Below are 24,055 nucleotides of genomic sequence, written 5' to 3' on the forward strand. Positions count from 1 at the left end.
CGCCGCCATGTATAAAACTCTAGGCGCAAATAGTTTACGTTTGGTTCACCATAAAATTTAACAGTTGCCGGCGAAGAAGTTCTACGGCGCAGTAGACGGACGCTTCAACTGAAACACGTCGCTGCCGCCGTCGCAGTAGTCCATGTAACCCATTCGGGCCACCGGACGTGCCAGTCCCATATCGATGCGACCATCACGAATGATCGCATCGTCGATGTGAATAGCCATGACCTGCCCGATCACCATCCAGGAATCCGCCGGCGTGCCGTCGATGTCCTTCAGCTGGATGATCTCGGTCACGCGGCATTCCAGAACGGCCAGCGCCTCCCCCACGAAAGGCGCATCCACCACCCGCCCGTCAACGGCAGTCAGACCGGCAAGCCGGAACTCGTCGACATCATAGTTCACCGGCGCAGAAGACGCGTTCATCCGGTCGACGAGGAGGCGGCTGACGAGGTTGGCGGTGAAGACACCGGTCTCCTCGACATTGCGAAGGCTATCCTTGCGCCCGCTGGAGGAAAACATCACCAGCTTCGGCCGGTCCGAAATCGCGTTGAAAAACGAATAGGGCGACAGGTTGAAAGAGCCGTCCCGGCCTTTAGAGCCAATCCAGCCGATCGGCCGGGGCGCGACGATAGCCTTGAACGGATCGTGCGGCAGGCCGTGCTGGTTGGTGTCGGTGGTGTAGAACATCAGACATCCCCAACCCAGGTTACCACATCCGCAAGCTCCGGCCGTGGCCGCTCCACAAGCGGGAATGTCGTTGAGCCGATATGAATATATCCGGCGACCTTCTCGTCTGCGGCAATCCCCAGTTCCGACAGGAAGGCCGGGTCGAAGGCAAGCCATTCCGTCAGCCAGTTCGCCGCATAACCATTGGCGTTGGCGGCGAAGATGAGATTGAGGCACACCGCACCGGCGGACATGATCTGTTCCCATTCCGGAATCTTGAAATGCGGCTTGGCGGTGCTGATGACGGCGATGACGACGGGAGCGCGCGTGAAGCGGGTGCGCTCCGCGTCCTGCTGCTGAAGGTCCAGTTCCGGGTTCTTCTCAAGCGCGATCCGGAGCGCTTCTTCCCCCAGACGCACGCGGTCTTCGCCGCGATAAACGATGAAGCGCCACGGCGCCAGTTTGCCATGGTCAGGCACGCGCACGGCAAGGCGCAGGATTTCCTCGATTTCCGCTTTCGATGGCCCCGGCTCGGCAAGTTGCAGGGCGGGGGTGGAGCGGCGAACCTTGAGATAGTCGAGGAGCTTGATGTCACTTGTCATGATCAAAATTCTTCCATTGTGCTGTCATCGCGAAATTATGGGCCTTGAAATAGCCACGGCATTGGTTTTGAAGTGATGCGGGAAAATCAAGAAGTCAATCGGTATCGAAAATGTCGGCAATCAAAATCGCGGCACGTCTGGCCATTGCGTTCGCCGCGATCGGCGTTTTATCACAGGCAGCCTTTTCGCAAGACGCTTTCAAGGACTTCAAGCAGCTTGGCGGCACGCCTAAAATGCCGAAACTCAATGCTTTCACCGCTCCTACCGCCCCGAATGCCCCCGCAAGCACCGCCCGTGATATCGACATGGAAGCGAAACTGACGAGTGAAGGCGAAGCGGTGAAGGAAGGCCTTTCCTGGCGCGTCTTCAGCCCCATTCCGGGCGCTGACGGCAAGTTGCCGATGCTGGCAAGCTCCGAGGGTGGTTCGGCGCAGTTCCATCTGGTACCCGGCGAATATTTCGTCAACGTTGCCTTCGGGCGCGCGGGTGTTACCAAGAAACTCAATGTTCCGAGCTCCGGTAATGTCCAGAAACAGGTGCTGATTCTCGACGCTGGCGGTTTCGTTCTGAATGCGATCGCGGGTTCCGACAAACAGATCTCCGCTAACCAGCTCAAATTTTCCGTCTATTCCTCCGACGCCCGACCGGATGGCGAGCGCGGCCTTGTCATGGCCGACATCAAGCCCAACACCGTCGTTCGCCTCAATGCAGGCACCTATCATGTCGTTTCCGAATACGGCAACGTCAATGCGCTGGTGCGCGCCGATATTCAGGTGGAGGCAGGCAAGCTGACCGAAGCGACCCTACAGCATCAGGCGGCACAGATCACGCTCAAGCTCGTCTCCGAACAGGGCGGCGAAGCCATTGCCGATACGGCCTGGTCAGTGCTGAACGGCGGCGGCGACGTTGTGAACGAAAGCGTCAGCGCGTTTTCGACCATGGTTCTGGCGGAAGGCGAATATACCGCCATGGCCCGCAACAAGGACAAGGTCTACCAGCGCAACTTCAAGGTCACGTCAGGCCGGGACGCCGATGTGGAAGTGCTGATGAAGGATCAGGCGCCGGAAGACATGACCGGCGATTTCGAATAGGCGTCAATACCCTCAGCCAGTAACGAAAACGGCCCCCGAAGGGGCCGTTGTTTTTTGTCACGCAACCTGCTTCTTCGCCGCAAGCTTGCGCTTTACATCCGGCGGCGTCGCCTCTTCCACGAGGCTTGTAATCGCGTCTTCGAGCGACATCGGCGTCTGGTTCTGGGAACCGAGACGGCGGATGTTGACAGTGCGCTCTTCCGCTTCCTTGCGTCCGCAGACGATGATGACCGGCACCTTGGTCACCGAGTGCTCGCGGACCTTGTAGTTGATCTTCTCGTTGCGGAAGTCGGTTTCGACAGCCATGCCCGCCTCGCGCAGTGCTTCGGCAACCTCGCGGCCATAATCGTCCGCATCCGAGGTGATCGTCGCGACCACGACCTGAAGCGGCGCGAACCACAATGGCATGTGACCGGCAAAGTTCTCGATCAGGATACCAAGGAAGCGCTCCATCGAGCCGCAGATGGCGCGATGGATCATCACCGGCTGCGTCTTTTCGGAGTTCTGGTCGATATAGAAGGCGCCGAAACGTTCCGGCAGGTTGAAGTCCACCTGCGTCGTGCCGCACTGCCATTCACGACCGATGGCATCCTTCAGCGTATATTCGAACTTTGGCCCGTAGAAAGCGCCCTCGCCCGGCAGAATGCCGGTCTTGATGCGGCCGCCGGACTGTTCCTCGATGGTCTTCAGAACCTCCATCATGACGCTTTCGGCACGGTCCCAGAGATCGTCGGAACCGACGCGCTTTTCCGGACGGGTCGAAAGCTTGACGACGATCTCGCTGAAACCGAAATCCTCATAGACCGAGAGGATCAGGTCGTTGATGCGCAGGCATTCCGCAGCCATCTGCTCTTCCGTGCAGAAGACATGCGCATCGTCCTGCGTGAAGCCGCGAACGCGCATCAGGCCATGCAGTGCACCTGAAGCCTCGTAGCGATGGACATTGCCAAATTCAGCAAGGCGAACGGGCATTTCGCGGTAAGACTTCAAGCCATGCTTGAAGATCTGCACGTGGCCGGGGCAGTTCATCGGCTTCAAGGCAAAGACGCGCTGGTCCGCATCCTCGTCATCGGGATGGGTAAAGGCATGGGCGGATTTCACCGCGAACATGTTTTCCTGATACCAACCCCAGTGACCGGAGGTTTCCCACAACGACTTGTCCAGCACCTGCGGCGCGTTGACTTCCTGATAGGTATTGGCAAGCCGACGGCGCATATAGGCCGTCAGCGTCTGGAACATGCGCCAGCCCTTGCCGTGCCAGAAGACCACGCCCGGACCTTCTTCCTGGAAATGGAACAGGTCCATTTCCCGGCCAAGACGGCGGTGGTCGCGCTTTTCGGCTTCAGCCAGAACGTGCAGGTAATTGTCCAGCTCTTCCTGGGTCGCCCAGGCGGTGCCGTAGATGCGCGACAGCATCGCATTGTTGCTGTCACCACGCCAATAGGCGCCGGCTACCTTCATCAGCTTGAAGGCCGTACCGACCTGACCCGTGGACGCCATATGCGGGCCGCGGCAAAGATCGAACCAGTCGCCCTGATAATAGATCTTCAGGTCCTGACCTTCGGGAATGGCATCGACCAGCTCGACTTTGTAGTTTTCACCCTTTGCGGCAAACACTTCCTTGGCCTTCTCGCGCGACCAGACTTCGCGGGTAAACGGCTTGTTGCGCTGAATGATCTCCTTCATCCGCTTTTCGATCTTCGGCAGATCTTCCGGCGTGAAAGGTTCGTTCTTGGCAAAGTCGTAATAGAAGCCGTTCTCGATGACAGGGCCGATCGTCACCTGCGTGCCGGGCCACAACTCCTGCACGGCCTCGGCCATGACGTGGGCGGCATCGTGGCGGATGAGTTCCAGCGCGCGGCTGTCCTCACGCGTGACGATTTCTATCTTGCCATCGGTGATTGCCTCGGACAAATCGCGCACGGTGCCATCAAGCGCAATGGCGACAGCCTTCTTCGCAAGCGATTTGGAGATGGATTCGGCGACCTCGCGGCCGGTCGTGCCGGCGGGATAGCTGCGTACGGAACCATCGGGAAATGTAAGGGAAACGGTTTGTGACATCGTCGAATGCTCCTGATCCAGTCCCGCCAACGAATGCGGGTGGTGTTGGAATAAAAAGAACGCCCTCTTTCGCAGATGGGCAGGCAGGCTGATAAAGAATTTTCCCGTTCCAGTCAAAGGTGAACGGCGGCTCAGCGAAGCATTTCGGCAATTCCATTGACGGTGTTGGCGTTGCGGGTCGTGCCAATGCCGAGCTTCTTCGTGGTCAGCGCAGAGAGAAGCCGGCTTTCGCTTGGCTTGCCGCAAAAGTCGATCCACAGGTCACCGCCGACAATGGCGATCTTTTCCTTCTTGCAATACTTCTCCAAGATTCCAAGATAATCCCCGGCAAGGGGCTTGCGCATCACCCTTACGCAGACATCCGGTGGATTGCCATCAGGGAACGGGTTTGTGGCAGTCAAGGCAAGCCAATCAGGCGCTGAGCGAACGAGAATATCGACATGTTTGCCGAACCGTTTTTCAAAGGCGCGCTCCAACGCCTCCTCGATTTCGCAGACAGGCGCCTCCGGTGCACGGAAGACCAGATTTCCGGTCGCGACCAGCGTCCTGCATTCCTCAAAGCCCAGCTCCTGCGCCATTTCACGCAGATCGGCCATGATGAGCCGCTTGCCCGCCCCGAGCACGATGCTGTGCAGAAGAGCGACATAGGTCATCGATGCAGCATCCAATACCGCCAGGGAGTCCACCAGTGCTTGTCAGCGCCCAGTGTTTCCGGCACGGGGTCCAGCCCGCTGGTGCCGCCCGGACCGCAACGCGCGACGCGAAACAGCGTCATCCACCCGCCCGGCCAAAGTCCGTGGCGGGCGATCGCCTCATACCCATATTCGGAACAGGTAGGAATGTGGCGGCAGGAATTGCCGACGAAATTCGACAAAGTCAGCTGATAGAGCCGGATGAAGCCAACACCGAAAAGACGGCCTGGGGTCTTCGCAAACACTCCCCCCCAGTTGCGGGATCGCCCGACCTTCTCCCCCGTCTTCTGATGTCCGCAGTCCGGTTCACCGCACATCGCCTAACCCGCAGCGTTCAGAACCGGCCGGGCTTCGATCTGGTCGAGAGCATCGACGACCGCTTCGAAGGTCAGCATGGTCGAGGCGTGGCGTGCCTTGAAATCCCGGACGGGTGAAAGCACCCGCATATCCTCGAAACGGCCTGTCGGCCCCTCGCCGCCCTGTTTCAGCATGGCAAGCATGTCTTCCCGCGCCTGCCGGATCTCACCGCTGGAAGCGCCGACGACATGATGCGCCATGATCGAGGCGGATGCCTGGCCGAGCGCGCACGCGCGAACCTCATGTGAAAAAGCCGTGACGATGCCGCCTTCCACCTTCAGATAGACCTTGAGTTTGGAGCCGCACAGCCGCGAGTGTTTTTCAGCGCTGGCATCGGCATCATCAAGCACGCCGGTCAGCGGAATATTTCCGGCAAATTCCAGAATTCGGTTGTTGTAGATATCGTCCATCATCAGGTATCCGGCGTTCAAGAATGCCCAAAAACGGGACAGGATATATTTTTCAAACACAGCGTTTGTCGCAGTGGAGCTTTCCTGCCCTTCATTCCCATTATATGCTAACGAGCTTTCTGGACATCAAGCCGATATGAAATTAACGGCTCCGATACCGAAATATCAGCATCGGCCTTGCCAAAATGCTGTAAAACAACCAGATAGCAGCAACGGTGGACGAAGTCCCCGCTACGAAAAACAAAGTTCAGGTGCGGCCTTGACCCGCATCGGGAGAGACGGAATGGATGCGATCGTGAAGAATTTCCCCGGCGCTGGCGCAAAACCCGATGTGGCAGAGGCTCGCCCAAGCCAGACGGAAGCGGAAGAAGCAGTGCGCGTTCTTCTGCGCTGGGCAGGAGAAAATCCCGCCCGCGAAGGACTCCTGGACACGCCGAAGCGCGTTGCCAAGGCCTATCGCGAACTTTTCGCCGGTTACGAGCTGAACGTCCAGGACGTTCTCGGCACGACCTTCGAGGAAGTTGGCGGTTATGACGATGTGGTGCTGGTGCGCGACATCCCCTTCTTCTCCCATTGCGAACACCACATGGTTCCGATCGTCGGCAAAGCGCATGTCGCCTATCTTCCGGCCGGGCGCGTGCTCGGCCTGTCGAAGATCGCCCGCGTCGTCGAAATCTTTGGCCGCCGCCTGCAGACGCAGGAAAACATGACCGCGCAGATCGCAAGATCCATCGAGGAAACTCTGAAGCCGCGCGGCGTGGCCGTCATGATCGACGCCGAACATATGTGCATGTCCATGCGCGGCGTAAACAAGCAGGGGTCCACGACCCTCACCACCAGCTTCACCGGCACCTTCAAGAACGACCCGGCAGAGCAGGTGCGCTTCATGACCATGGTGCGGAACCGCTAACGGTTCCGCTTTTTCCCCGGGGTAGCAATGTCCATTTCGTTTCCGTCCGCGCCTGCGGACAAGGAAGTGCTTGAAAATTCAGGTCTCTTCTCACCGAAATTCGATGCCCACGGCCTTGTCACCGCCGTGGTCACCGATGCGCGTGATGGTGAATTGCTGATGGTCGCCCATATGAATGCGCAAGCCCTGTCGCTGACGCTGGAAACGGGCATCGCCCACTATTACAGCCGCTCGCGCGACAAGATCTGGAAAAAGGGCGAAACCTCCGGCAACCTGCAAACCGTGAAGGAATTCCGCACCGATTGCGATCAGGACGCCGTATGGCTGAAGGTCTCCGTCGCAGGTCATGACGCAACCTGCCATACCGGCCGCCGCTCCTGCTTCTACCGCACGGTCGAGTTGGCCGATGGCAATGCCGTCACCAGAATCACCGACGATACCCGCCATTTCGACCCGGCGACTACCTATTCTGGCACGTGAACGGCCACCTTCCATCCGCCTCACCAATTTGCTACCAATAATTCAGGATTCGGGGAGGAACAGACCGGGTCCTGGGAGCAGGCAGGGAGTGTACGGTCATGTTGGGCTGGGGAAGCAATCGTCACAATGCTCTTGCGGCTGGCAGCACCGAAACAATCGTCAACGAGGTCGTTGATACGCGCCGGATTGCGCTTGCGCTCGGCGGCGGTGCTGCGCGCGGCTGGGCCCATATCGGCGTCCTGAGGGCACTAGACGAAGCCGGTGTAAAAATCGGCATGATTGCCGGAACCTCGATAGGCGCGCTGGTCGGCGGTTGTTATCTCGCCGGAAAGCTCGATGAGCTGGAGGAATTTGCCCGTTCGCTGACAATGCGGCGTATTGCCGGCCTGCTCGATCTGACGATCGGCGGCGGCGGTCTCTTCGGCGGCATGCGGCTGACTAAGCGCATGCAGGAGCATCTCGAAGGCTTGCGCGTCGAAAACCTCGAGCACCCTTTCATCGCCGTCGCCACGGAATTGCGCACCGGCCACGAGGTCTGGATTCACCAGGGCGACCTCGTCACCGCACTGCGCTCATCCTATGCGTTGCCGGGCATTTTCGAGCCCGTGCAATGCAACGGCCGCACCCTGATCGACGGCGCTCTCGTCAACCCCGTGCCGGTTTCGGTCTGCAGGGCCTATGAGCAGGCGCTCGTCGTCGCCGTCAATCTCAATTACGATCTGTTCGGCCGCTCTGCCGTGGTCAAACATTCCTCTTCGCCCCCGAATGGCGCAGCACCTTCCCTGGAAGGTCCGCCGCGCCCCGGCCTGCCTGGCGTCATGGTGCAGGCCTTCAATATCATTCAGGACCGGATTTCGCGCTCGCGCCTGGCGGGCGACCCGCCCGACCTCATGCTGCATCCCCGTATCAACGATATCGGCCTCTCGGAATTCCATCGCGCCAGCGAAGCCATCGACAGGGGATACGAGGAAACACGCGCCCGCGTTCCCGAGCTGGAGCGCATGCAGCAGGCGTTCCGACGCTAACTTACACTACAAATATTCGTGCTGAGCATTCCAGCTTGCGGTAGCCGCAGCCTCCTAGGCCGTCATTCCTGCGCGTGTCACAGGAATGACGGAGTCGTTTCGAAATGACTATTGCGGACGCGCCGGAAACGAAACCTCATCCGGCGATATAGGCCTTGATATGTTCGGCTTCCGCCTCGATCTCGCCGATCCGCGCCTTTACCACGTCACCGATGGAGATGATGCCGGCAAGACGACCGTCGTCCTCAACCGGAATATGGCGGAACCGCCCTCCGGTCATGATTTCCATCAATTCGTCGGTGGTGGAATTGTGATGACAGCGGATGACGTTCTTCGTCATGGCCACCGAAACGGATTGCAGAAGGGAGGCAGCGCCCTCGCCTGCCACGACCTTCACCAGATCGCGTTCCGTGAAAATACCGAGAACGACGCCGTCGGCATCGGTCACGACGAGTGCACCGATCTTGTGCGCATTCAGCGTTGCTGCCGCCTCGCCGATGCTTACGCTCGGACCCACAGTCACGACATTCCGGCCCTTGCGGTCGAGAAGATCTTTTACGAATGTTGCCATGCCTTCCTCCTCCTGTCAGCAATCTGCAACGCGGCGAAGTCTCTCCGCGGTTGCAAATCATGGAACATGGTGCGCTGAGGCCTATGCGAATGCAATCCCGGATGGGACCTGCACAAGCAAATTTGCGCCACGGCCGACAAGGAGCGTGATCGCCCTAAAGCGGGTGTTCCACACCCTCACTGGGAAGGTTCCCGCGGATCGGGCGATCGAACAGGCCGAAGAACAGGAAGCCGAGGAGAAAGCCGAAGACATGCGCATCCCAGGCGACTTCACCGCCGACATCGCCAAACAGCGGCACGCCGACCGCGATCAGGACATTGCCGAAAAGCCACATCAGCGTGAAGATCAGCACGGTCCTGTTCGAAAGCGCCGCGACAATGCTCTGCCTCGGCATCAGATGGCCGAAAGAGGCGCTGTAGCCGCCGCGCGACGGGAAAGCGAAACGGCATGCGGCTCCCATCAGGGCCGAAACGACACCAGATGCTCCGATCAGAACCGTCACATCGCCCCAGTTCAGCGCCGCGTGGCCAAAAGCTGAAACGGCGGCGGATATGCACCATAACAGTACGAAGCGAAGCGTTCCGATCCGGCGCAGAACCGGTGCGCCAAAGGCCATCAACCACAATCCGTTAAAAAGAATATGCTCGATGCCGCCGTGCAGAAAAGAATATGTCACCGGCGTCCAGAGCCATTCCAGCCCCTGCTGGGATAATGGCACCGCGTAACGCAGCGGAATGAAGCCGAAGGTGAAGATGAACCAGCCGTTGCCATCCTCCGAAAGAAGATAGGCCGGAACCACAAAGGCCAAGAGCAGCGCCGCCAATATGCCGACCAGAAGCGGCGGCAGGTTGAAGACGGGATTATGTGCGTCCTCTTTCAGTTCCTGACTTTCCGAAACCGGCGGCTGTTCGCCGTCGCCGTTGGACATGATTCCATCCCTGTTTTTGTGGAAATTTGCGTCCCCCGAGCAATATAGGAAGCCCGGGCGAAAAAAAAGCCGTCCTGCCTTTCGGGCCACGACGCAAAAACCGCAATCGGTTCAAGCGCCTGTACCCAGGGGCAGTCCGGCCTGCGCGCCCGCCGTAAAGTTACGGGCGAAAGCATCAATTGTGCTGACTGGGAGCATGTCCCCGACATGGCCGCAGCGATGCCACGACCTTGGTCGTTACGCAATCTCAACCATTTGTTAACCTTAACAAAATCGGTTGGCATGAAATTCGCTACACTACAAGTAACAGACGTTCGAATGGACATGATGTCCCAAAAACGAACATGGAGAACGATGCTATGAAAAGCATGGCCGGACTGGAGATATATGCCTATTGGGACACGCTGCGCGGCAATAAACCTGCGCCCCGCCGAGAAGACTTCGATCCCGCAAAGCTGAAACATCATCTCGGCGACCTCTTCATCCTCGTGGACAAGGGAGAAAGAACGCCATTCTTCCGCCTTGCAGGCACACACCTGTGCGACCTGTTCGGCCGGGAATTGCGCGACAGCCCGTTCTCGGATCTGTGGCCGGCGGCAAGTGCCACCTTCCCCTGCCGTGTCGCACGCGGCATCCTGCAACATCAATTGCCCGTGGTGTTCGATATCGAAGCGGAGGACGACCATGGCGCGGCGCCGCTTGCTTTCGAAATGCTGCTCTTGCCGCTAAGTTCGGATAATGACACAGCCCCGAGATTGCTCGGAGCGCTGCTGCCGGAGCGGCCCCGTCACGAATTCGCAGCACCGATCAGTTGCCTCGTCATGAAAAGCAGCCGCCTGCTACGCATGGATATCGCGCCGACAACGTATTCTACAAATGCGCGAACCGCTGTCATGCCGCATGCGGTAACCCGCTGACTGCCGCATCCCACCCCGCATGGTGAGGGTGGATCGCGTATGATCGCGCCGGAATTTCGTACGAAATACGTCAAAGCTGTAACGATTTTGACGATTGCAAAAATTGTAAGGGTTAAACAATACAGTCTGTTAACCCGGGCGGCGTAGAGATTTGTCATCATCACTGGTTACAATTGCGCTGCCATGTTCTCATCACGTTCGGTCAACACTGCCCAAACCCTGCGTCCAGTTGAAGAGGTTCACTTCGACGATCCCGTCCGTGTGTCCTTCACTGGCCGCCTCATGTTGCCCGATCACCAGGAATATGATTGCACCGCAACCGAGATGACCGCCGAAAGAGCGCTGTTCGCCTGCTCGGGCATTGCGCGCAACGGTGATCGCGTCATCTCCTATCTCCAGCATATCGGTCGCATCGAAGGAACGGTTACGGCGCTTACCGCGTCAGGCTTCGTCATTGCCATCAATGCGCCCGAACGCAAGCGGGAAAAGCTGGCCGCCCAGCTCGCATGGATCGCCAAGCGCCAGCTGCTCGGCCTGCCGGAAGACCGCCGCCACGACCGCCTGACACCACGCAATACCCGGGCACATCTGATGCTGGAAGACGGCGTGCTTCTCGCCTGCCGGCTGATCGACCTTTCCTTGTCGGGCGCAGCCATCGAGATCGAAAACCGGCCTCCACTCGGCACCAGGGTCCAGCTTGGCAAGAACATGAGCGGCAAGATCGTACGCCACTTCATGGAAGGCGTTGCGGTAGAATTCGACCGGGTCCAGTCGCCCGACGCCCTGATCGAATTTCTCTAGGTCATTTCTCGTAATACCGTGGAGCGGTATGTCCGTGCGGCAAGTGCGGCATTCGCCAGATCTTGTCACGGCTATCGCTTTCCGGCGCTCCGGCCGTGAGCCGGAATACAGCCAGCCCAAGTCTCTTGGCCGAAAAAGCTTTTCCCGCGACACAGGCGCACATCGATCCGATTCCGGCTAAGGCCGGAATGATGGGAGCACACTGCTTTCGTCTACAAAAATGCCGCTCGTGCATTTGCGCTGACAGTTTAAAATACTGCTTTCCCGCACTTTGGATTCCGCTGAAGCTGACTTCCGTGCTATCCGGTCAGAGTGCCCGGCGCGCTCCATTTCGCGTTAGTTCTCGCGCAAAACCGCACTGAAAAATCCCGCTCCAAGCTTTTTTTCCAAGAAAAAAACAGTTTTCTTGAAGTTTTTTTCGCTGGCTTTTTGCCCTGTCCCGACTTGAAACACCAATCCCAAAACGGGAAATCCGCGTCTTCGATACGCTCCGCGGCCTGACTACCCATCATCGCAAAAATATCTCTGTGCCGAAAATCGCTTTCAATACAGGGGCCTAAATGGCTACCAAAAACCTAAGGTCGAGATGCGTAAAATTGTAATAAAATTTGCTTCAAACACGCGTAAAAACTAACTCGAATACAGTTCAAAACAAGCGCTAATTTGCTGAAATATAAGCTCAAATTGACACGCGCATCTTTCCGCGGGGTCAAAATATACATGCGAGTGTCTCCTCAACACGGGGAGACAAGCAATGAACAAAAACAACCGTTTCGGTTTCTTTCTGATCGCATTCATCGTCAGCGCCATCGCCCATCAGGCCAGCGCTTCGCCATCCGCCGCCATGCGCGTGATCGGCAAGGCCAACCCGCCGATCGGCCACTACGAGTTCTGCCAGACCTATCAGAGCGAATGCCAGCCGACATCGCTGGACAACGGCCCGATGAAACTGACCGAAGAGCGCTGGAAGACGATGCTCGACGTCAACTATACCGCCAACACCACGATCACGCCGATGACCGACATGGAAATCTACGGCGTCGAAGAGCGCTGGGCCTACCCCACCACGGTCGGCGATTGCGAAGATTTCGTGCTTCTGAAGCGCAAGATGCTGATGAACAAGGGCTTCTCCGCCAACAACCTGCTGATCACGGTTGTTCTGCAGCCGAATGGCGAAGGCCATGCAGTTCTGACCGTTCGCACCGATCGCGGTGATTTCGTCCTCGACAACATGCGCAACAAGGTCATGAACTGGTCGGAGACCGAATATACCTACCTGAAGCGTCAGGACACCGCCAATCCCGGACGCTGGGTGAAAATACAGGATGGCCGCGCCACCACTGCGGTTGGCGGCATCAACTGAAGCCATCCAAACCCACGCAAATACCGTCTCCCCAAATGATAAAGCCGGCTCCGCAAGGAAGCCGGCTTTTTCATTTCAATCACATCCATTGACGATTAGAGCAGGCCTAGCTCGGCTAGTTCCCGCTTGAGGTCGGAGGGCATCTCCTCGCCGCCGAAATCACCGCCGCCGAGATCGCGTGGGGCCTCGTTGTCCTTGAGGTAGCGCCAGCCCTGAAACGGCCGCTTCGGCGCAGGCGACGTCTCGATCACCTCGGGGCCGAGAATGAGATCGCAGCGGGTAATCCCGTCGTCGCCCTTGAAGGAACGTATGTCGAGAAGTTTCTGCCGTGCCTGCACCTGGCCCTTGATGACCCAATAGAGCGAACCGCCTTCCAGCAATTCTTCAAGCCGTTTCGGGATCATCCGCGTGGTGTGGACGCTGTGCGGCTCAAGGCCAGCGGCGATCGCGGTCAGCGAGCGATGCGCGACCCAGTCTCTCAAATCCTGGAGTGAATCCGCGCCGACGCAAAGTTTTATAAGATGTAGAGGCATGTGCTTATCAATGCCTTTTTGCGTCGGGCGTCAAGCATGTGGACCATGCCTGACGCCCTGCCCGCTCAGCATTCCACAACGTTGACGGCAAGACCGCCGGTGGAAGTTTCCTTGTACTTGTCGCTCATGTCGTTGCCGGTCTGGCGCATGGTTTCGATACAGGCATCGAGCGGCACGAAATGCTGGCCGTCACCCTTCAACGCCAGGGAAGCCGCCGTTACCGCCTTCACCGCACCCAGCGCATTGCGCTCGATGCAGGGCACCTGCACCAGACCGGCGATCGGGTCGCAGGTCATGCCGAGGTGATGCTCGAGCGCGATTTCGGCGGCATTCTCCACCTGTTCTGGCGAACCGCCCATGACGGCGGCAAGGCCTGCGGCCGCCATGGCGGCAGCGGACCCAACCTCGCCCTGACAGCCGACCTCGGCACCTGAAATAGATGCATTATGCTTGATGATGCCGCCGATTGCGGCCGCCGTCAGCAGGAAATCGCGAACATCGTCAACGGTCGCATCCTCGTGGAAATGCCGGAAATACCGGACCGTGGCCGGAACGACGCCCGCAGCACCGTTGGTCGGCGCTGTCACCACGCGCCCGCCCGCAGCATTTTCCTCGTTCACGGCCATGGCATAGACGCTCAACCAGTCATTCGCCATGACAGGATTGAGCCGGTTGCTGCGCCATTCCTCATTCAGCTTCTCGTAGATGGAGCGGGCACGACGGCGCACCTTCAGGCCACCGGGCATGATGCCGTCCACCTTCAGCCCGCGCTCGATGCAGCCGTTCATCGCCTCCCATATCTGGTCGAGGCGCTCGTTCAGCTCGTCGCGGGAGATTACCGTTTCTTCGTTTGCGCGCTTCATCTGGGCGATGGTGCGGCCGGAGCGGCCCGCCATCTCAAGCATTTCCCGCGCCGTGGCGAACGGATAAGGCACACGCGGACCATTATCGATGGTCTTGCCGCGCTGCTTGATCGCCTCCAGTTCCGTATCGGTCACGACGAAACCGCCGCCGACGGAATAATAGATGCGCTTGAGAAGCAGCCTGCCCTGATTGTCGAAGGCGGAAAAGGTCATGCCGTTGGCATGGCCGGGCAGCGGGTTCTTCTTGTCGAAGACCAGATCCTCGGCTGGGTTGAACTCATAGGAGGGGTGGCCGGGTGGCGACACGGTACCGGCCTTTTCAACCTTTTCGATGATCGGGTCCATGGCGTCGGGGTCGACGAGATCCGGCCGCTCGCCCGTCAGGCCGAGGATGACCGCACGGCCGGTGCCGTGGCCAATGCCGGTAAAAGCAAGCGAACCGTGCAGGCTGACCTTCAGGCGCGACACGGAAGCACCCGCCGGACGCGGCCATTCATCACCGAGGATAAGCGCAAGAAAGCGGTTCGCCGCCGTCATCGGCCCCATCGTATGCGAGCTGGAAGGACCGACACCGATCTTGAAGACGTCGAAGACCGAAAGAAACATGAGGCTTACCTTGAATAAGAATGGATTCCACCGCCATCATATCCAAAGCCGCGACGGATCGCCACAAAAGAGCGGCACCGGCTTTTGCAGCTGCGACATACAGGCCGCAGAAACGAAAACAGCACGGTTTCCAGAGGAAACCGCGCCGTTTCAAAACCCGTCATTCATGAGAAGTGCTTATGGGCTGCCAAAAATGTACGTCAATGCGAGAAATGCGGCAAAGCCTGCAAGCGCGCGCAAGGTGACGGCCCAACAGGATTTCTGAGCGGTTTCTTCCATGATTACTCCAGCTATTCACTCTCCGGGCGATCTTCAAGACCGGGCCCGTTGGGGGAAGCATTTATTAAAATCCGGCGCAGAACGCAAATGCAAAAAGCGGCTAAATGAAGGCGTTTTTGACGGGCTGCCATTCGTCAGTTGCATAGGTGTGTGAAAAAACAAGGCGTTAGATCGGGGCTTTCGGGTTACCCCTTTTTGCCGTTCGCCTCAATTTGAACCAAAGTGTAACCGGTTTATGAAGGTTTCGCACAAACACCTGTTGAAGCCAGCGGCAATCGGCATTCCAGAGTTGAATTTCAGTGTCCGGACTGTTGTGCCTTGAAAGCCTTTCGGCTGTGCCTTATCGACAGAAAACGGCAACGGGATTCGTCATTACATGCAGCAGGCATCATCTTTTCCGGACCGCGAGACGGTCGCATCGAAACTTGCCTCGCTTGCAAGCGAGGACAAGGCGTGGGTGCTGCTTTTGATGGAAAACGTGTTGCAGGATGAAAACCTGCTGGCCGGCCTCAATCTCTATCTCGATCAACAGGCCAACGCCCGCTTCCTCAACAGTCTGAAACTTGAGACATCAGGCGAATGGCTGGGCTGTAACGCCCCTGCCCGCCTGCAGATACGCATCACGGAAGCGGCCAAGGCCAGCCAGCATCCTGCCTATCTGGCCTTCCGCAAGGGACTGACGGCATCGGCAGGCCTCGAAAAGGCCTACCCCAAGGCGCCGATCTGACTTAGTCAGGCACTCTGTCGACGACAGCGATAATTGGCCCCATGGGAAACAGGGAATCGCGCCTTTTCATCGCAGGAATGTCGACACTGGAAATCGTCCCGTCGAGATACAGCGCGTTTGGCGCATCCAGCGCATCCCTGAACAACGTCGCGAAGTCGTAAAAACGCACGGTGTTTTCCGAAATCGCGAAATGCACCATGCCGTCGCGCGACACGCCGACGCCGTTGCGGCGTTTCAGGCTGTCGCTATCGGGCAGAAATCGCGGATGCAGCTTTCCATCGATCACCAGCATCGGGCCGGACTGGGTGGCAAAATCCGGCTTCAAGCCGGCAGAGACATAGGCCTGCGTTTCCAGAACGCCCGCCATTGCACCCTTCAGATAAAACACGCCATTCGGCAGAAGATGGAAATTGCCCCACCCGCCGCCGGTAATAATCGGTGAACGTTCGACGCCATTTTCGACAAAAAGGCCAACGGGAGAATAGTCGGAATGATACATGCCGCCATTCATGGCGAAGATGCTGAACATGTGCTGCCGCCACAGGGCGGAGGAGAGATCGGAGAAGGAGCGATATCCCTCACCCGAGACATGATCGCGGTCGTAAATCCTGATCATGCTTTTCGCCGGATCGAAACTGCAGACGATGTAACGTCCGCCCGCATGCTCCATGGTTTTGCAGAAATCCACCTGTCCGCCCGCCTTAGCCGAAAACGGCAAAAGCAATGGCAGCAGCAAGCCAATCAGTCTTTTCGTCACCAGTCTTTTCATCACGCCCGCTCATGCCCTCTCGCCCCATCTTAATACGGCGCGATTCTTACTTCATGAACTGTGACGGTGAAATCAGGTCAAAGAAAAGGCGTCCCCTTCATTCAGGGAGACGCCAGACCTTGGAGGGGAGAGACTTAGCGACGCGCGGCGCGGTCTACGCTACGACCTGCGTCCTGCGTGGCGTCCACTGCATTTGCCGTATCCCGGCCAACGCCGCGAATGGTATTACCGCAGGAACTCAAGGTCACGACGGTCAACAAAGCCACGAAAACTGTCGAAAGAATACGTGTGATCATTTGAAATAACTCCCCTATGACTTGCCGTCCAAAGGCAAGCGCCGATGTGATATGCGTCACAATAACGTGAGCATTGGAAATCGGTTCCACCGGCGTTTGAAAAAATCCCGTCGGTGAAAATTAACATGGTTGTGAACTTCGCGAGGGAAACTCGGGCGCAGGGATCATGATCGGGAAAATCGTGTGGGTGACATGACTGAGATAAACAATCGGCTACTGGTGATGACGGCGGGGGGGCTGAACCCCAATGTCATGATCAATGCGCTGGCCGCCCGGTTTCCGGATATCCATGTCATCGTGGAGCAGGCGGAAAGCAAATCGGCCATTCTGAAAAGACGGGCACGGCGGCTCGGCTGGATGACAGCCGCAGGCCAGATGGCGACGATGATCGCCTCCCGGCTCGGCAAACGCTTCACTGTTCGGCGCACCAATGAGATCATTGCCGAACATGGCCTCTCTGCCGATCTCGGCCAGGCAGTTCCTGTTACACATGTTGCCTCCCTGAACGACGAAGAGTGCCACAAGGCCATCAACACCTTGCAACCGGCGGCGATCTTCACCATTTCCTGCCGCCTTCTGACACCGGCAACCCTTCAAGCTCTGCGCTGCCCAGTCATCAATTTCCACGCCGGCATCAATCCCGCCTATCGCGGCCAGATGGGCGGTTATTGGGCGCTGGTGGAAAAGGACCGGGGTAATTTCGGTGCGACCGTGCATCTGGTCGACAAGGGCGTGGATACCGGCGCAACCCTTTACGAAAAGCGGCTGAAGCCCTCGCCTTCCGATACCATTGCCACCTACCCCCTGCTTCTGACCGCCGCCTCGGTCGATATTGCGGTCAGCGCTATCGAGGACGCCCTTTCCGGCAGCCTTGCGCCGCAACCGCCCTTGCCTGGCAAATCGGTGCTGCGGTTTCCGCCGACGATCTGGACATGGCTGTGGAACGGCCTCACCAAACGTGTCTGGTGAGAACAACCAGCCATTGCCGCCAGCCAAACGCATGAAATCAAGCTTCGTCGCAGATGCAGGGCTGTCTTGCCGCAACAGGCAAAGACGTGGGCAAAAAAGCGGTGCATGATAAGGAAAAGGACCAAATTCAAATTGCACGATATCTCGACCTCTCCCGCCATTGCCGCCTCCATTGAAGCCTCACCCGCACAGGTGCTCGGCCCGGCAAGTCTTGCCGGTATCTTTCCACAGGGCGTGCGTGTTTATCTGACAGACACCGGACAGGCCTCGCAGGACAGGCTGGTCGACGCTGCAAAACACCTCCGCGATCTCGGCTACACACCAGTGCCGCATCTCGCGGCACGGCGCATATCGTCTCGCGTGCAATTCGAGGAGCAGGTGAAGCGGCTGGCGGGCGAAGCGGGTGTGTCGGATGTGCTGGTAGTCGGCGGTGGCGTCGCGACGCCGGCTGGACCCTTCACATCCAGCATGGATATGCTGTCGACCGGCATCTTCGATCGCTGCGGGATCAATCAGATTGCAATCGCCGGCCATCCCGAAGGCAGCCCCGATTTCAGCGATGAGACGGCGACGGCCGCCTTGAAGTTGAAGTATGATTTTGCCGAAAGAAGCGATGCAGCAATGCGCATCGTCACCCAGTTCGGCTTCGACCCCGCGCGCTTCATCGCTTGGGCGGAAGGACTTGCCGCCTCCGGCATCGACTTGCCGGTGCATATCGGCGTCTCCGGTCCGGCCAGGATCACGACGCTGCTGAAATATGCAGCACTCTGCGGCGTCGGCAATTCCATTGCCTATCTGAAAAAGAACGCGTTCTCCCTGACGACGCTGGCCAAGGGCCATTCACCGGAAAGCGTGGTCGGCCCTATCGAACGGCACTGGCAGGCAAATCCCGCAGGGCCGATCCGGCAAATACACGTTTTCCCATTTGGTGGGCTACAGAATTCGGCAGACTGGCTGGCCGGTCGTGGAAGCTGGCAAATCGGCGATGCGGACTTTTCCGCAAGGCGGGGCACGGTAGCGATCTAGGCCCACCTTTGCCTATGGCGCGACGGACGGTCGCCGTCGCGCATTCTCGTTATAAAGATCTACCTCAGGCCGCCTTGGCGACCTCGACAAAGGCGTTGCGGATGCTTTCCGCGACCGCAAGGATGGGGCGCGAGGGTCTTTCGCCCGTGATCAGGCGAATATCGAAATAACCAAGTTCCGGCAGGCCTTCCTTGTCGCTCAGAATGACCATGTCGTTCTGCACATAGGAGCGCGGCAGGGGCGCGATGGCGAGATCGGCGGCAATTGCTGCGCGCTGCGCCATGGTATGGCCGCTGAGATAGGCCACGCGGAAATTGCGACCTCGCTTTTCAAGCGAGTTGATCGCTTCCGAACGCCAGATGCAGCCCTCTTCCCAGATCGATATGGGCAGCGGATCGCGCAGATAGGCCGTACCGCATTTCGCCCCGGCCCAGACGAGACGTTCGCGCATCAGCACCTCGCCCGTATCCCGCAGCGGATGCGACGCACAGTTGACCAGTGCCAGATCCAGCCGCCGTTCATCCATGCGCTTGTAGAGATTGGAACTGGAATCGATCGTGACATCGATCATGATGCCGGGGAAAACCTCGGCAAAACGCTTGAGGATACCCGGGAGCAAACCGCGCTCGCCAATATCTTCCGGCGCACCGAGCCTGACGACGCCAGACAGTTCAGGCATGACGAAACGCGACACGGCCTCGTTAGACAGCGCGATCATGCGGCGCGCATAGGTAAGAAGCGTTTCGCCATGCGCCGTCAAAGTCACCGAGCGGGCATCGCGCAGGAACAACGTCGTCTTCAGCTGTTCCTCCAGCTTCTTTATCTGCATGGAAACGGCGGACGGCGTTCTGAACACCACCTCTGCAGCGGTGGAGAAGTTCCCGGTCTCGGCAATCGCGACGAAGGTTCTCAGAATGTCGTTATCCAGCAGCGGCAGCGGTTGGCGGAAAGTTACGGTCATGGCACGAACCTTCAAATATTTTGATTTATAGATGGATATCATTTCGTTTGATTGAATGTCAACACAGGCGCACCATCCGGGACATCGAATGACAGGGCAACTAACGCCTTGTCGGAATGAAGCGCTGGCCCATCACGGATAGACAGAAAGTCCGGCAGGCGGCGAGCGCGAGTCATTCCTAGAACTGATGGATGACATCAAATTCATTCTCTTGTTTGATGAGATATGTAAGCGCATACCGAAGTCGTAAACAGGATCGTGGTTCACGAAAGGATCAAGACATGGCCATGATACATTATCACCCCGCAGCGAGCCGTTCATCGCAACGCCCCTCGACCGGTAGCTGGCTCCAGCGCCTGTCCGGCCAGATTTCCGCTCTCCATACGTCATGGAAGCGCGCAAGAATGCTCCGCGCGCTGGAAGGTTTGCCGCCTGAAACATTGAAGGACATTGGATGGCCGACAACCGACAGCAATCGCATCAGGGTCGTCCGCAAATGATGCGCAACCCCATGGCTCGCAACCGTCTCAGGACTTGCGAGCCATCCCCGTCAATCCCGAGACGCCCCGGCAGAGGCGTAAAATGACCTGCCTGTTTTACATGCGACACGACGCCCTTTAAAAAGGCTTGTCGCAAATTTTGCATATTTCAAAAGCTATTTTTTGACAGCCCGGATTTCACGGCGTATTTTTCGTTAAAGATGTCGGAAACAGGACATCCAGAAGACCGATTCCAAGGGAGGAATTGCGTATTCGCAACGGAGCACGGGCAAATGAGCAGGAACTCCCAGAAGAAACGCTCAATCGTCTTTTTTCTCATTCCGCAATTTACCATGCTGCCGTTCGCCGCAGCGGTTGAAACGCTTCGCATCGCCAATCGCATGCTGGGCTATCAGGCTTACGAATGGCGCCTCGCCTCGCTCGACGGCCAGAAGGTCATGTCATCAAGCGGCATCTGTCTTGAGGTCGACACCTGTCTTGCCGATGAGCGCCGATATGTCAGCGGCGAAAACCGCGTTGAAATGGCAATCATCTGTTCGGGCATCGATGTCGACCAGCACATCAACAAATCCGTCAATGCCTGGCTGCGTGAAGCCTATAATCGCGGCATCGCCATCGGCAGCCTCTGTACCGCCGCGCATATCCTCGCGCAGGCCGGTCTCTTGAACGGCAAACGCTGTGCGATCCACTGGGAGAACCTGCCTGGTTTTTCCGAAGCCTTCCCGCAGGTGGAAGTCTATGCCGATCTCTTCGAGGTCGACAGCAACATCTATACCTGCGCCGGCGGCACCGCATCGCTCGATATGATGCTGAGCCTTATCGGTCAGGATTTCGGCGAAAATCTTGTCAACCGCGTCTGCGAGCAGCAATTGACGGACCGGGTGCGCAGCCCCAACGACCGCCAGCGCCTGCCGCTGCGTGCGCGCCTCGGCGTTCAGAATAGCAAGGTCCTGTCGATCATCGAATTGATGGAAGGCAATCTGTCCGAGCCGCTGTCACTGCTCGACATCGCCGATGCGGCCGATCTGTCGCGCCGACAGGTGGAGCGTCTCTTCCGGCAGGAAATGGGCCGCTCACCCGCCCGCTACTATCTTGAAATCCGCCTGGACCGCGCCCGCCACCTGCTGGTGCAATCGGCCATGCCGGTGGTCGAGGTTGCCGTTGCCTGCGGTTTCGTCTCCGCTTCGCATTTCTCCAAGTGTTATCGCGAAATCTACAATCGCACGCCGCAACAGGAACGGGCGGAACGCAAGCTGCTGATCAGCGCTTCACGGATGGCAACGGCGAGCCAGGGCAAAGCCGCGCACTGACGCGGCTTTAAACTTCGAGCGCGAAAAAGCCCTCACCTCAGTGAGGAAAACCTCCCCTCCGTCATGCCGGACTAGATCCGGCATCCAGCCACGGCGCGTCTGCGCAGTGAAAGGTATCTCCTGCGATCAAGTCCGGGGTGACGGAGTGGACACCAACTCAAGGTCACGCAAACGGCCGCACCGCGTGGGCGAGATCCTCTGCCGTCATACTTACACCCGCCCTGCTGCCCGCCTCGCCATGCAGCCAGACACCGGCAGCGGCAGCCTCAAAGGCAGGCGTTCCCTGCGCAAGCAATGCGCCGATGATGCCAGCCAGCACATCGCCTGACCCCGCCGTCGCAAGGCTCGACGGCGCATTGGTATTGACCAGCGCGCGGCCGTCCGGCGCGGCGATGACCGTATCCGCCCCCTTGTAGACCAGCACTGCGCCGCTGCGCGCCGATGCGGTCTGCGCCTTCTCGATCTTGCTCAGTGACGTGTCAGCGGCGAGAGCGGGAAAGAGCCGAGCAAACTCGCCCTCATGCGGCGTCAATACGAATTTCCCCGCGCCTGAAATCATCCGGTCGAACAGGGTTTCCGGGCAGTCCTTGAAAGCGGTGATCGCATCGGCATCCAGCACCACCATCTTTTCCCCGAGCAGGGACACGAATTGCCGCGCCTTTTCGAGATCGCCGAAACCGGGACCGAGGACGAAAGCGCCGTGGCGTTTGTCGTCCAGCCAGTGGCGCAGATCGTCCGCATCATCCAGACCGGAGCTCATAACCGCCGTCAATGTCACCGAAAGCACGTCGAGCGCCTGCTTCGGCGCGGCGATGGTGACGATGCCCGCCCCCGCCTTCAGCGCTGCAATTGCCGTCATGCGGCTTGCTCCCGTCGCATGTGGCGGTCCGGAAAAGACGGTCAGATGCCCACGGCGGAATTTATGCGTTTCCATTTCGGAGCGGGGCAAGGCGTCGCGCCAGACAAGTGGATCGTTTTCCGCAACCGATCCCGCATGAGCGGCGAGAATACGGGAGGGGATGCCGATATCGAACACCTCAAGCGTCCCGCACAGTTCCCGCCCCGGCATCAACAGATGGCCGGGTTTTCGCGCCATGAAGGTTACGGTTCGCACCGCCTTGAACGATGCGCCCAGAGGCACGCCCCTCCTGCCGCAAAGACCAGACGGCAGATCGACGGCGAGAACCGGCACGGCTGCCTGCGTCACCGCATCGATCACGCGCCGAAGCTCCGACGGAATCTCGCGGGACAATCCGGCACCGAACACTGCGTCAATCACCACGTCACCCGCCATGGGCACATAGTCGCCAAGCGGCAGGGCTGTGACGCCGCTGCCCTCGAAAGCCGTGCGGGCATCGCCTTTCATGGCCGTGACGTGGCCAAGATGATGAACCGCAACTGTCGCCCCGCTTTGCACAAGCGAGCGTGCCGCAACGTAACCATCACCGCCATTATTGCCGCCTCCGCAGAGCACGACGAAACGCAGCGCGTCCGGATAGTGGCGAAGGGCCGAAGCAGCGACCGCCTGCCCTGCCCGCTCCATAAGATCGTATAGGGGAATGCCGGATTGGCCTGAGGCCGCATCGATGCGGGCCATCACGGCAGGGTCGATAAGAGAGAGATTCAATAGGGATTTCATGGAGCGATCATCCCTTCAAAACGCCGGAAAGGCAATCGATACAAAAATAAGCAAATGGCTGCGGCGAAATAATAATCAAATGCATAAAATATAAACAAATCAACAACACGCTGTCAGCGCACTCCAAAATATTCAACATAACTAAAATAAGGAAAACCGACAGAATTGATGACGGATTTTTCGGGTTTTGGCGAGAAATTGGCTGGAAAACCACAAAAAGCGAATGCATTTTGTGCCAGAAAGCCGGGCAAGCGAAGTTTTTTCTTCAAGCCCGCTTCCGATCTGGCACAATACGTGCATTCTTGTGGCAGAGCGGGAATAACCTGCTTTAACGGGAGAAGCGGAGAGATATTTTCTCATGAAAAAGATCGAAGCGATCATTAAGCCTTTCAAGCTCGATGAAGTGAAGGAAGCCCTTCAGGAAGTCGGACTTCAGGGAATCACGGTCACGGAAGCAAAAGGCTTTGGTCGTCAGAAGGGCCACACGGAACTCTACCGCGGAGCAGAGTACGTTGTGGACTTTTTGCCGAAAGTGAAAGTCGAAGTCGTACTGGCGGACGAAAATGCGGAAGCCGTCATTGAGGCTATCCGCAATGCGGCACAGACCGGACGTATCGGCGACGGAAAGATTTTCGTTTCCAACGTCGAGGAAGTCATCCGAATCCGTACCGGTGAAACAGGCGTGGACGCCATATAA

29 protein-coding genes are annotated in these 24,055 nt (G+C 58.2%); 14 read left to right on the forward strand and 15 right to left on the reverse strand.

The features are described 5' to 3' along the window. Positions 1 to 81: 81 nt before the first annotated feature. Together G6L97_RS06865 and G6L97_RS06870 are read right to left on the reverse strand one after the other, a co-directional pair. On the reverse strand, positions 82 to 693 hold the full coding sequence (locus G6L97_RS06865; RefSeq protein WP_111782459.1) for a flavin reductase family protein: 612 nt from the start codon (positions 691 to 693) through the stop codon (positions 82 to 84). Beyond that, positions 693 to 1,274 (reverse strand): nitroreductase family protein, encoded by a 582-nt coding sequence (locus G6L97_RS06870; protein WP_025593669.1) that lies wholly within the window; start codon positions 1,272 to 1,274, stop codon positions 693 to 695. The genes G6L97_RS06865 and G6L97_RS06870 overlap by 1 nt, the downstream gene beginning before the upstream one ends. A gap of 110 nt (positions 1,275 to 1,384) precedes the next feature. On the opposite strand from G6L97_RS06870, the gene G6L97_RS06875 reads away from it, so the two are divergent. Further along, entirely contained in the window at positions 1,385 to 2,365 is a 981-nt protein-coding gene (locus G6L97_RS06875; RefSeq protein ID WP_174002816.1) for a hypothetical protein, read from the forward strand. Positions 2,366 to 2,422: 57 nt separating this feature from the next. Here G6L97_RS06875 and thrS read toward each other — a convergent pair whose 3' ends face one another. From thrS to G6L97_RS06895, 4 genes are all read right to left on the reverse strand, one after another. Then, the gene (gene thrS, locus G6L97_RS06880) at positions 2,423 to 4,426 is read right to left on the reverse strand and encodes a threonine--tRNA ligase (protein WP_003515666.1); all 2,004 of its coding nucleotides are present in this window, start codon (positions 4,424 to 4,426) and stop codon (positions 2,423 to 2,425) included. A gap of 131 nt (positions 4,427 to 4,557) precedes the next feature. Beyond that, entirely contained in the window at positions 4,558 to 5,079 is a 522-nt protein-coding gene (locus tag G6L97_RS06885) for a DUF1697 domain-containing protein (RefSeq protein WP_111788213.1), read from the reverse strand. Beyond that, positions 5,076 to 5,435, reverse strand: coding sequence for a membrane protein insertion efficiency factor YidD (gene yidD, locus G6L97_RS06890; protein WP_111782457.1), 360 nt, complete (start codon positions 5,433 to 5,435; stop codon positions 5,076 to 5,078). Before yidD ends, G6L97_RS06885 begins: the two co-directional genes overlap by 4 nt. 3 nt (positions 5,436 to 5,438) lie before the next feature. Further along, positions 5,439 to 5,885, reverse strand: a complete 447-nt coding sequence (locus G6L97_RS06895) for an iron-sulfur cluster assembly scaffold protein (RefSeq protein ID WP_025593674.1) — start codon at positions 5,883 to 5,885, stop codon at positions 5,439 to 5,441. A 283-nt stretch (positions 5,886 to 6,168) separates the two neighbouring features. Here G6L97_RS06895 and folE point away from each other — a divergent pair, with 283 nt between their 5' ends. From folE to G6L97_RS06910, 3 genes are all read left to right on the forward strand, one after another. Then, positions 6,169 to 6,795: a GTP cyclohydrolase I FolE gene (gene folE / locus G6L97_RS06900; RefSeq protein ID WP_003515674.1), complete on the forward strand. Its 627-nt coding sequence runs from the start codon at positions 6,169 to 6,171 to the stop codon at positions 6,793 to 6,795. A gap of 27 nt (positions 6,796 to 6,822) precedes the next feature. Beyond that, positions 6,823 to 7,275, forward strand: coding sequence for a phosphoribosyl-AMP cyclohydrolase (gene hisI / locus G6L97_RS06905; protein WP_013636306.1), 453 nt, complete (start codon positions 6,823 to 6,825; stop codon positions 7,273 to 7,275). 98 nt (positions 7,276 to 7,373) lie between these two features. Beyond that, entirely contained in the window at positions 7,374 to 8,300 is a 927-nt protein-coding gene (locus G6L97_RS06910; protein ID WP_111782456.1) for a patatin-like phospholipase family protein, read from the forward strand. A 136-nt stretch (positions 8,301 to 8,436) separates the two neighbouring features. Here the strand turns inward: G6L97_RS06910 and G6L97_RS06915 are convergent, their stop codons facing one another. Next, complete coding sequence (locus G6L97_RS06915; RefSeq protein WP_003515681.1) at positions 8,437 to 8,871, reverse strand: CBS domain-containing protein; 435 nt, start codon at positions 8,869 to 8,871, stop codon at positions 8,437 to 8,439. A gap of 154 nt (positions 8,872 to 9,025) precedes the next feature. Then, a complete protein-coding gene (locus tag G6L97_RS06920) occupies positions 9,026 to 9,799 on the reverse strand; it encodes a rhomboid family intramembrane serine protease (protein ID WP_111782455.1) in 774 nt (257 codons plus the stop codon). Positions 9,800 to 10,158: 359 nt separating this feature from the next. On the opposite strand from G6L97_RS06920, the gene G6L97_RS06925 reads away from it, so the two are divergent. The 3 genes from G6L97_RS06925 to G6L97_RS06935 all read left to right on the forward strand — a co-directional run bounded on the left by G6L97_RS06925 (position 10,159) and on the right by G6L97_RS06935 (position 12,880). Further along, positions 10,159 to 10,716 (forward strand): PAS domain-containing protein, encoded by a 558-nt coding sequence (locus G6L97_RS06925; RefSeq protein ID WP_025593679.1) that lies wholly within the window; start codon positions 10,159 to 10,161, stop codon positions 10,714 to 10,716. Positions 10,717 to 10,899: 183 nt separating this feature from the next. Next, entirely contained in the window at positions 10,900 to 11,517 is a 618-nt protein-coding gene (locus G6L97_RS06930) for a PilZ domain-containing protein (protein WP_003515693.1), read from the forward strand. Positions 11,518 to 12,271: 754 nt separating this feature from the next. Continuing rightward, a complete protein-coding gene (locus G6L97_RS06935) occupies positions 12,272 to 12,880 on the forward strand; it encodes a transglutaminase-like cysteine peptidase (RefSeq protein ID WP_019566128.1) in 609 nt (202 codons plus the stop codon). A gap of 95 nt (positions 12,881 to 12,975) precedes the next feature. On the opposite strand, the gene G6L97_RS06940 is transcribed toward G6L97_RS06935, so the two are convergent. Together G6L97_RS06940 and G6L97_RS06945 are read right to left on the reverse strand one after the other, a co-directional pair. Then, positions 12,976 to 13,413, reverse strand: coding sequence for a DUF1489 family protein (locus tag G6L97_RS06940; protein WP_003515697.1), 438 nt, complete (start codon positions 13,411 to 13,413; stop codon positions 12,976 to 12,978). A 65-nt stretch (positions 13,414 to 13,478) separates the two neighbouring features. Continuing rightward, positions 13,479 to 14,882 (reverse strand): L-serine ammonia-lyase, encoded by a 1,404-nt coding sequence (locus tag G6L97_RS06945; RefSeq protein ID WP_174002818.1) that lies wholly within the window; start codon positions 14,880 to 14,882, stop codon positions 13,479 to 13,481. On the opposite strand from G6L97_RS06945, the gene G6L97_RS06950 reads away from it, so the two are divergent. Both G6L97_RS06950 and G6L97_RS06955 read left to right on the forward strand, forming a co-directional pair. Next, positions 14,881 to 15,147: a hypothetical protein gene (locus tag G6L97_RS06950; RefSeq protein ID WP_019566127.1), complete on the forward strand. Its 267-nt coding sequence runs from the start codon at positions 14,881 to 14,883 to the stop codon at positions 15,145 to 15,147. The two genes, G6L97_RS06945 and G6L97_RS06950, sit on opposite strands and share 2 nt — an antisense overlap. Positions 15,148 to 15,537: 390 nt before the next feature. Next, a complete protein-coding gene (locus tag G6L97_RS06955; protein WP_003515702.1) occupies positions 15,538 to 15,888 on the forward strand; it encodes a hypothetical protein in 351 nt (116 codons plus the stop codon). 1 nt (position 15,889) lies between these two features. Here the strand turns inward: G6L97_RS06955 and G6L97_RS06960 are convergent, their stop codons facing one another. Further along, positions 15,890 to 16,657, reverse strand: coding sequence for a phosphodiester glycosidase family protein (locus G6L97_RS06960; protein WP_111782453.1), 768 nt, complete (start codon positions 16,655 to 16,657; stop codon positions 15,890 to 15,892). Between the two features lie 134 nt (positions 16,658 to 16,791). Then, positions 16,792 to 16,953 (reverse strand): entericidin domain-containing protein, encoded by a 162-nt coding sequence (locus G6L97_RS06965; RefSeq protein ID WP_003515706.1) that lies wholly within the window; start codon positions 16,951 to 16,953, stop codon positions 16,792 to 16,794. A gap of 192 nt (positions 16,954 to 17,145) precedes the next feature. Here G6L97_RS06965 and G6L97_RS06970 point away from each other — a divergent pair, with 192 nt between their 5' ends. Together G6L97_RS06970 and G6L97_RS06975 are read left to right on the forward strand one after the other, a co-directional pair. Next, a complete protein-coding gene (locus G6L97_RS06970; protein ID WP_065687284.1) occupies positions 17,146 to 17,922 on the forward strand; it encodes a formyl transferase in 777 nt (258 codons plus the stop codon). 105 nt (positions 17,923 to 18,027) lie between these two features. Beyond that, a complete protein-coding gene (locus G6L97_RS06975; RefSeq protein ID WP_111782452.1) occupies positions 18,028 to 18,948 on the forward strand; it encodes a methylenetetrahydrofolate reductase in 921 nt (306 codons plus the stop codon). Between the two features lie 64 nt (positions 18,949 to 19,012). Here G6L97_RS06975 and G6L97_RS06980 read toward each other — a convergent pair whose 3' ends face one another. Beyond that, the gene (locus G6L97_RS06980) at positions 19,013 to 19,951 is read right to left on the reverse strand and encodes a LysR family transcriptional regulator (RefSeq protein WP_003515711.1); all 939 of its coding nucleotides are present in this window, start codon (positions 19,949 to 19,951) and stop codon (positions 19,013 to 19,015) included. A gap of 239 nt (positions 19,952 to 20,190) precedes the next feature. Between G6L97_RS06980 and G6L97_RS06985 the strand changes: the two genes are divergently transcribed. Further along, entirely contained in the window at positions 20,191 to 20,409 is a 219-nt protein-coding gene (locus G6L97_RS06985; protein WP_025593690.1) for a DUF1127 domain-containing protein, read from the forward strand. Between the two features lie 272 nt (positions 20,410 to 20,681). After that, positions 20,682 to 21,719 carry a GlxA family transcriptional regulator gene (locus G6L97_RS06990; RefSeq protein WP_003515714.1) on the forward strand — a complete coding sequence of 346 codons (1,038 nt, stop codon included), beginning with the start codon at positions 20,682 to 20,684 and terminating at the stop codon, positions 21,717 to 21,719. Between the two features lie 163 nt (positions 21,720 to 21,882). Here the strand turns inward: G6L97_RS06990 and G6L97_RS06995 are convergent, their stop codons facing one another. Beyond that, complete coding sequence (locus tag G6L97_RS06995) at positions 21,883 to 23,358, reverse strand: NAD(P)H-hydrate dehydratase (protein ID WP_174002820.1); 1,476 nt, start codon at positions 23,356 to 23,358, stop codon at positions 21,883 to 21,885. A gap of 113 nt (positions 23,359 to 23,471) precedes the next feature. After that, the gene (locus tag G6L97_RS07000; RefSeq protein WP_164876620.1) at positions 23,472 to 23,627 is read right to left on the reverse strand and encodes a hypothetical protein; all 156 of its coding nucleotides are present in this window, start codon (positions 23,625 to 23,627) and stop codon (positions 23,472 to 23,474) included. Positions 23,628 to 23,716: 89 nt separating this feature from the next. Here G6L97_RS07000 and G6L97_RS07005 point away from each other — a divergent pair, with 89 nt between their 5' ends. After that, positions 23,717 to 24,055, forward strand: coding sequence for a P-II family nitrogen regulator (locus G6L97_RS07005; protein WP_003515720.1), 339 nt, complete (start codon positions 23,717 to 23,719; stop codon positions 24,053 to 24,055).

This window comes from Agrobacterium tumefaciens (genome assembly GCF_013318015.2).
In the GTDB taxonomy this organism is placed as follows: Bacteria; Pseudomonadota; Alphaproteobacteria; order Rhizobiales; family Rhizobiaceae; genus Agrobacterium; species Agrobacterium tumefaciens.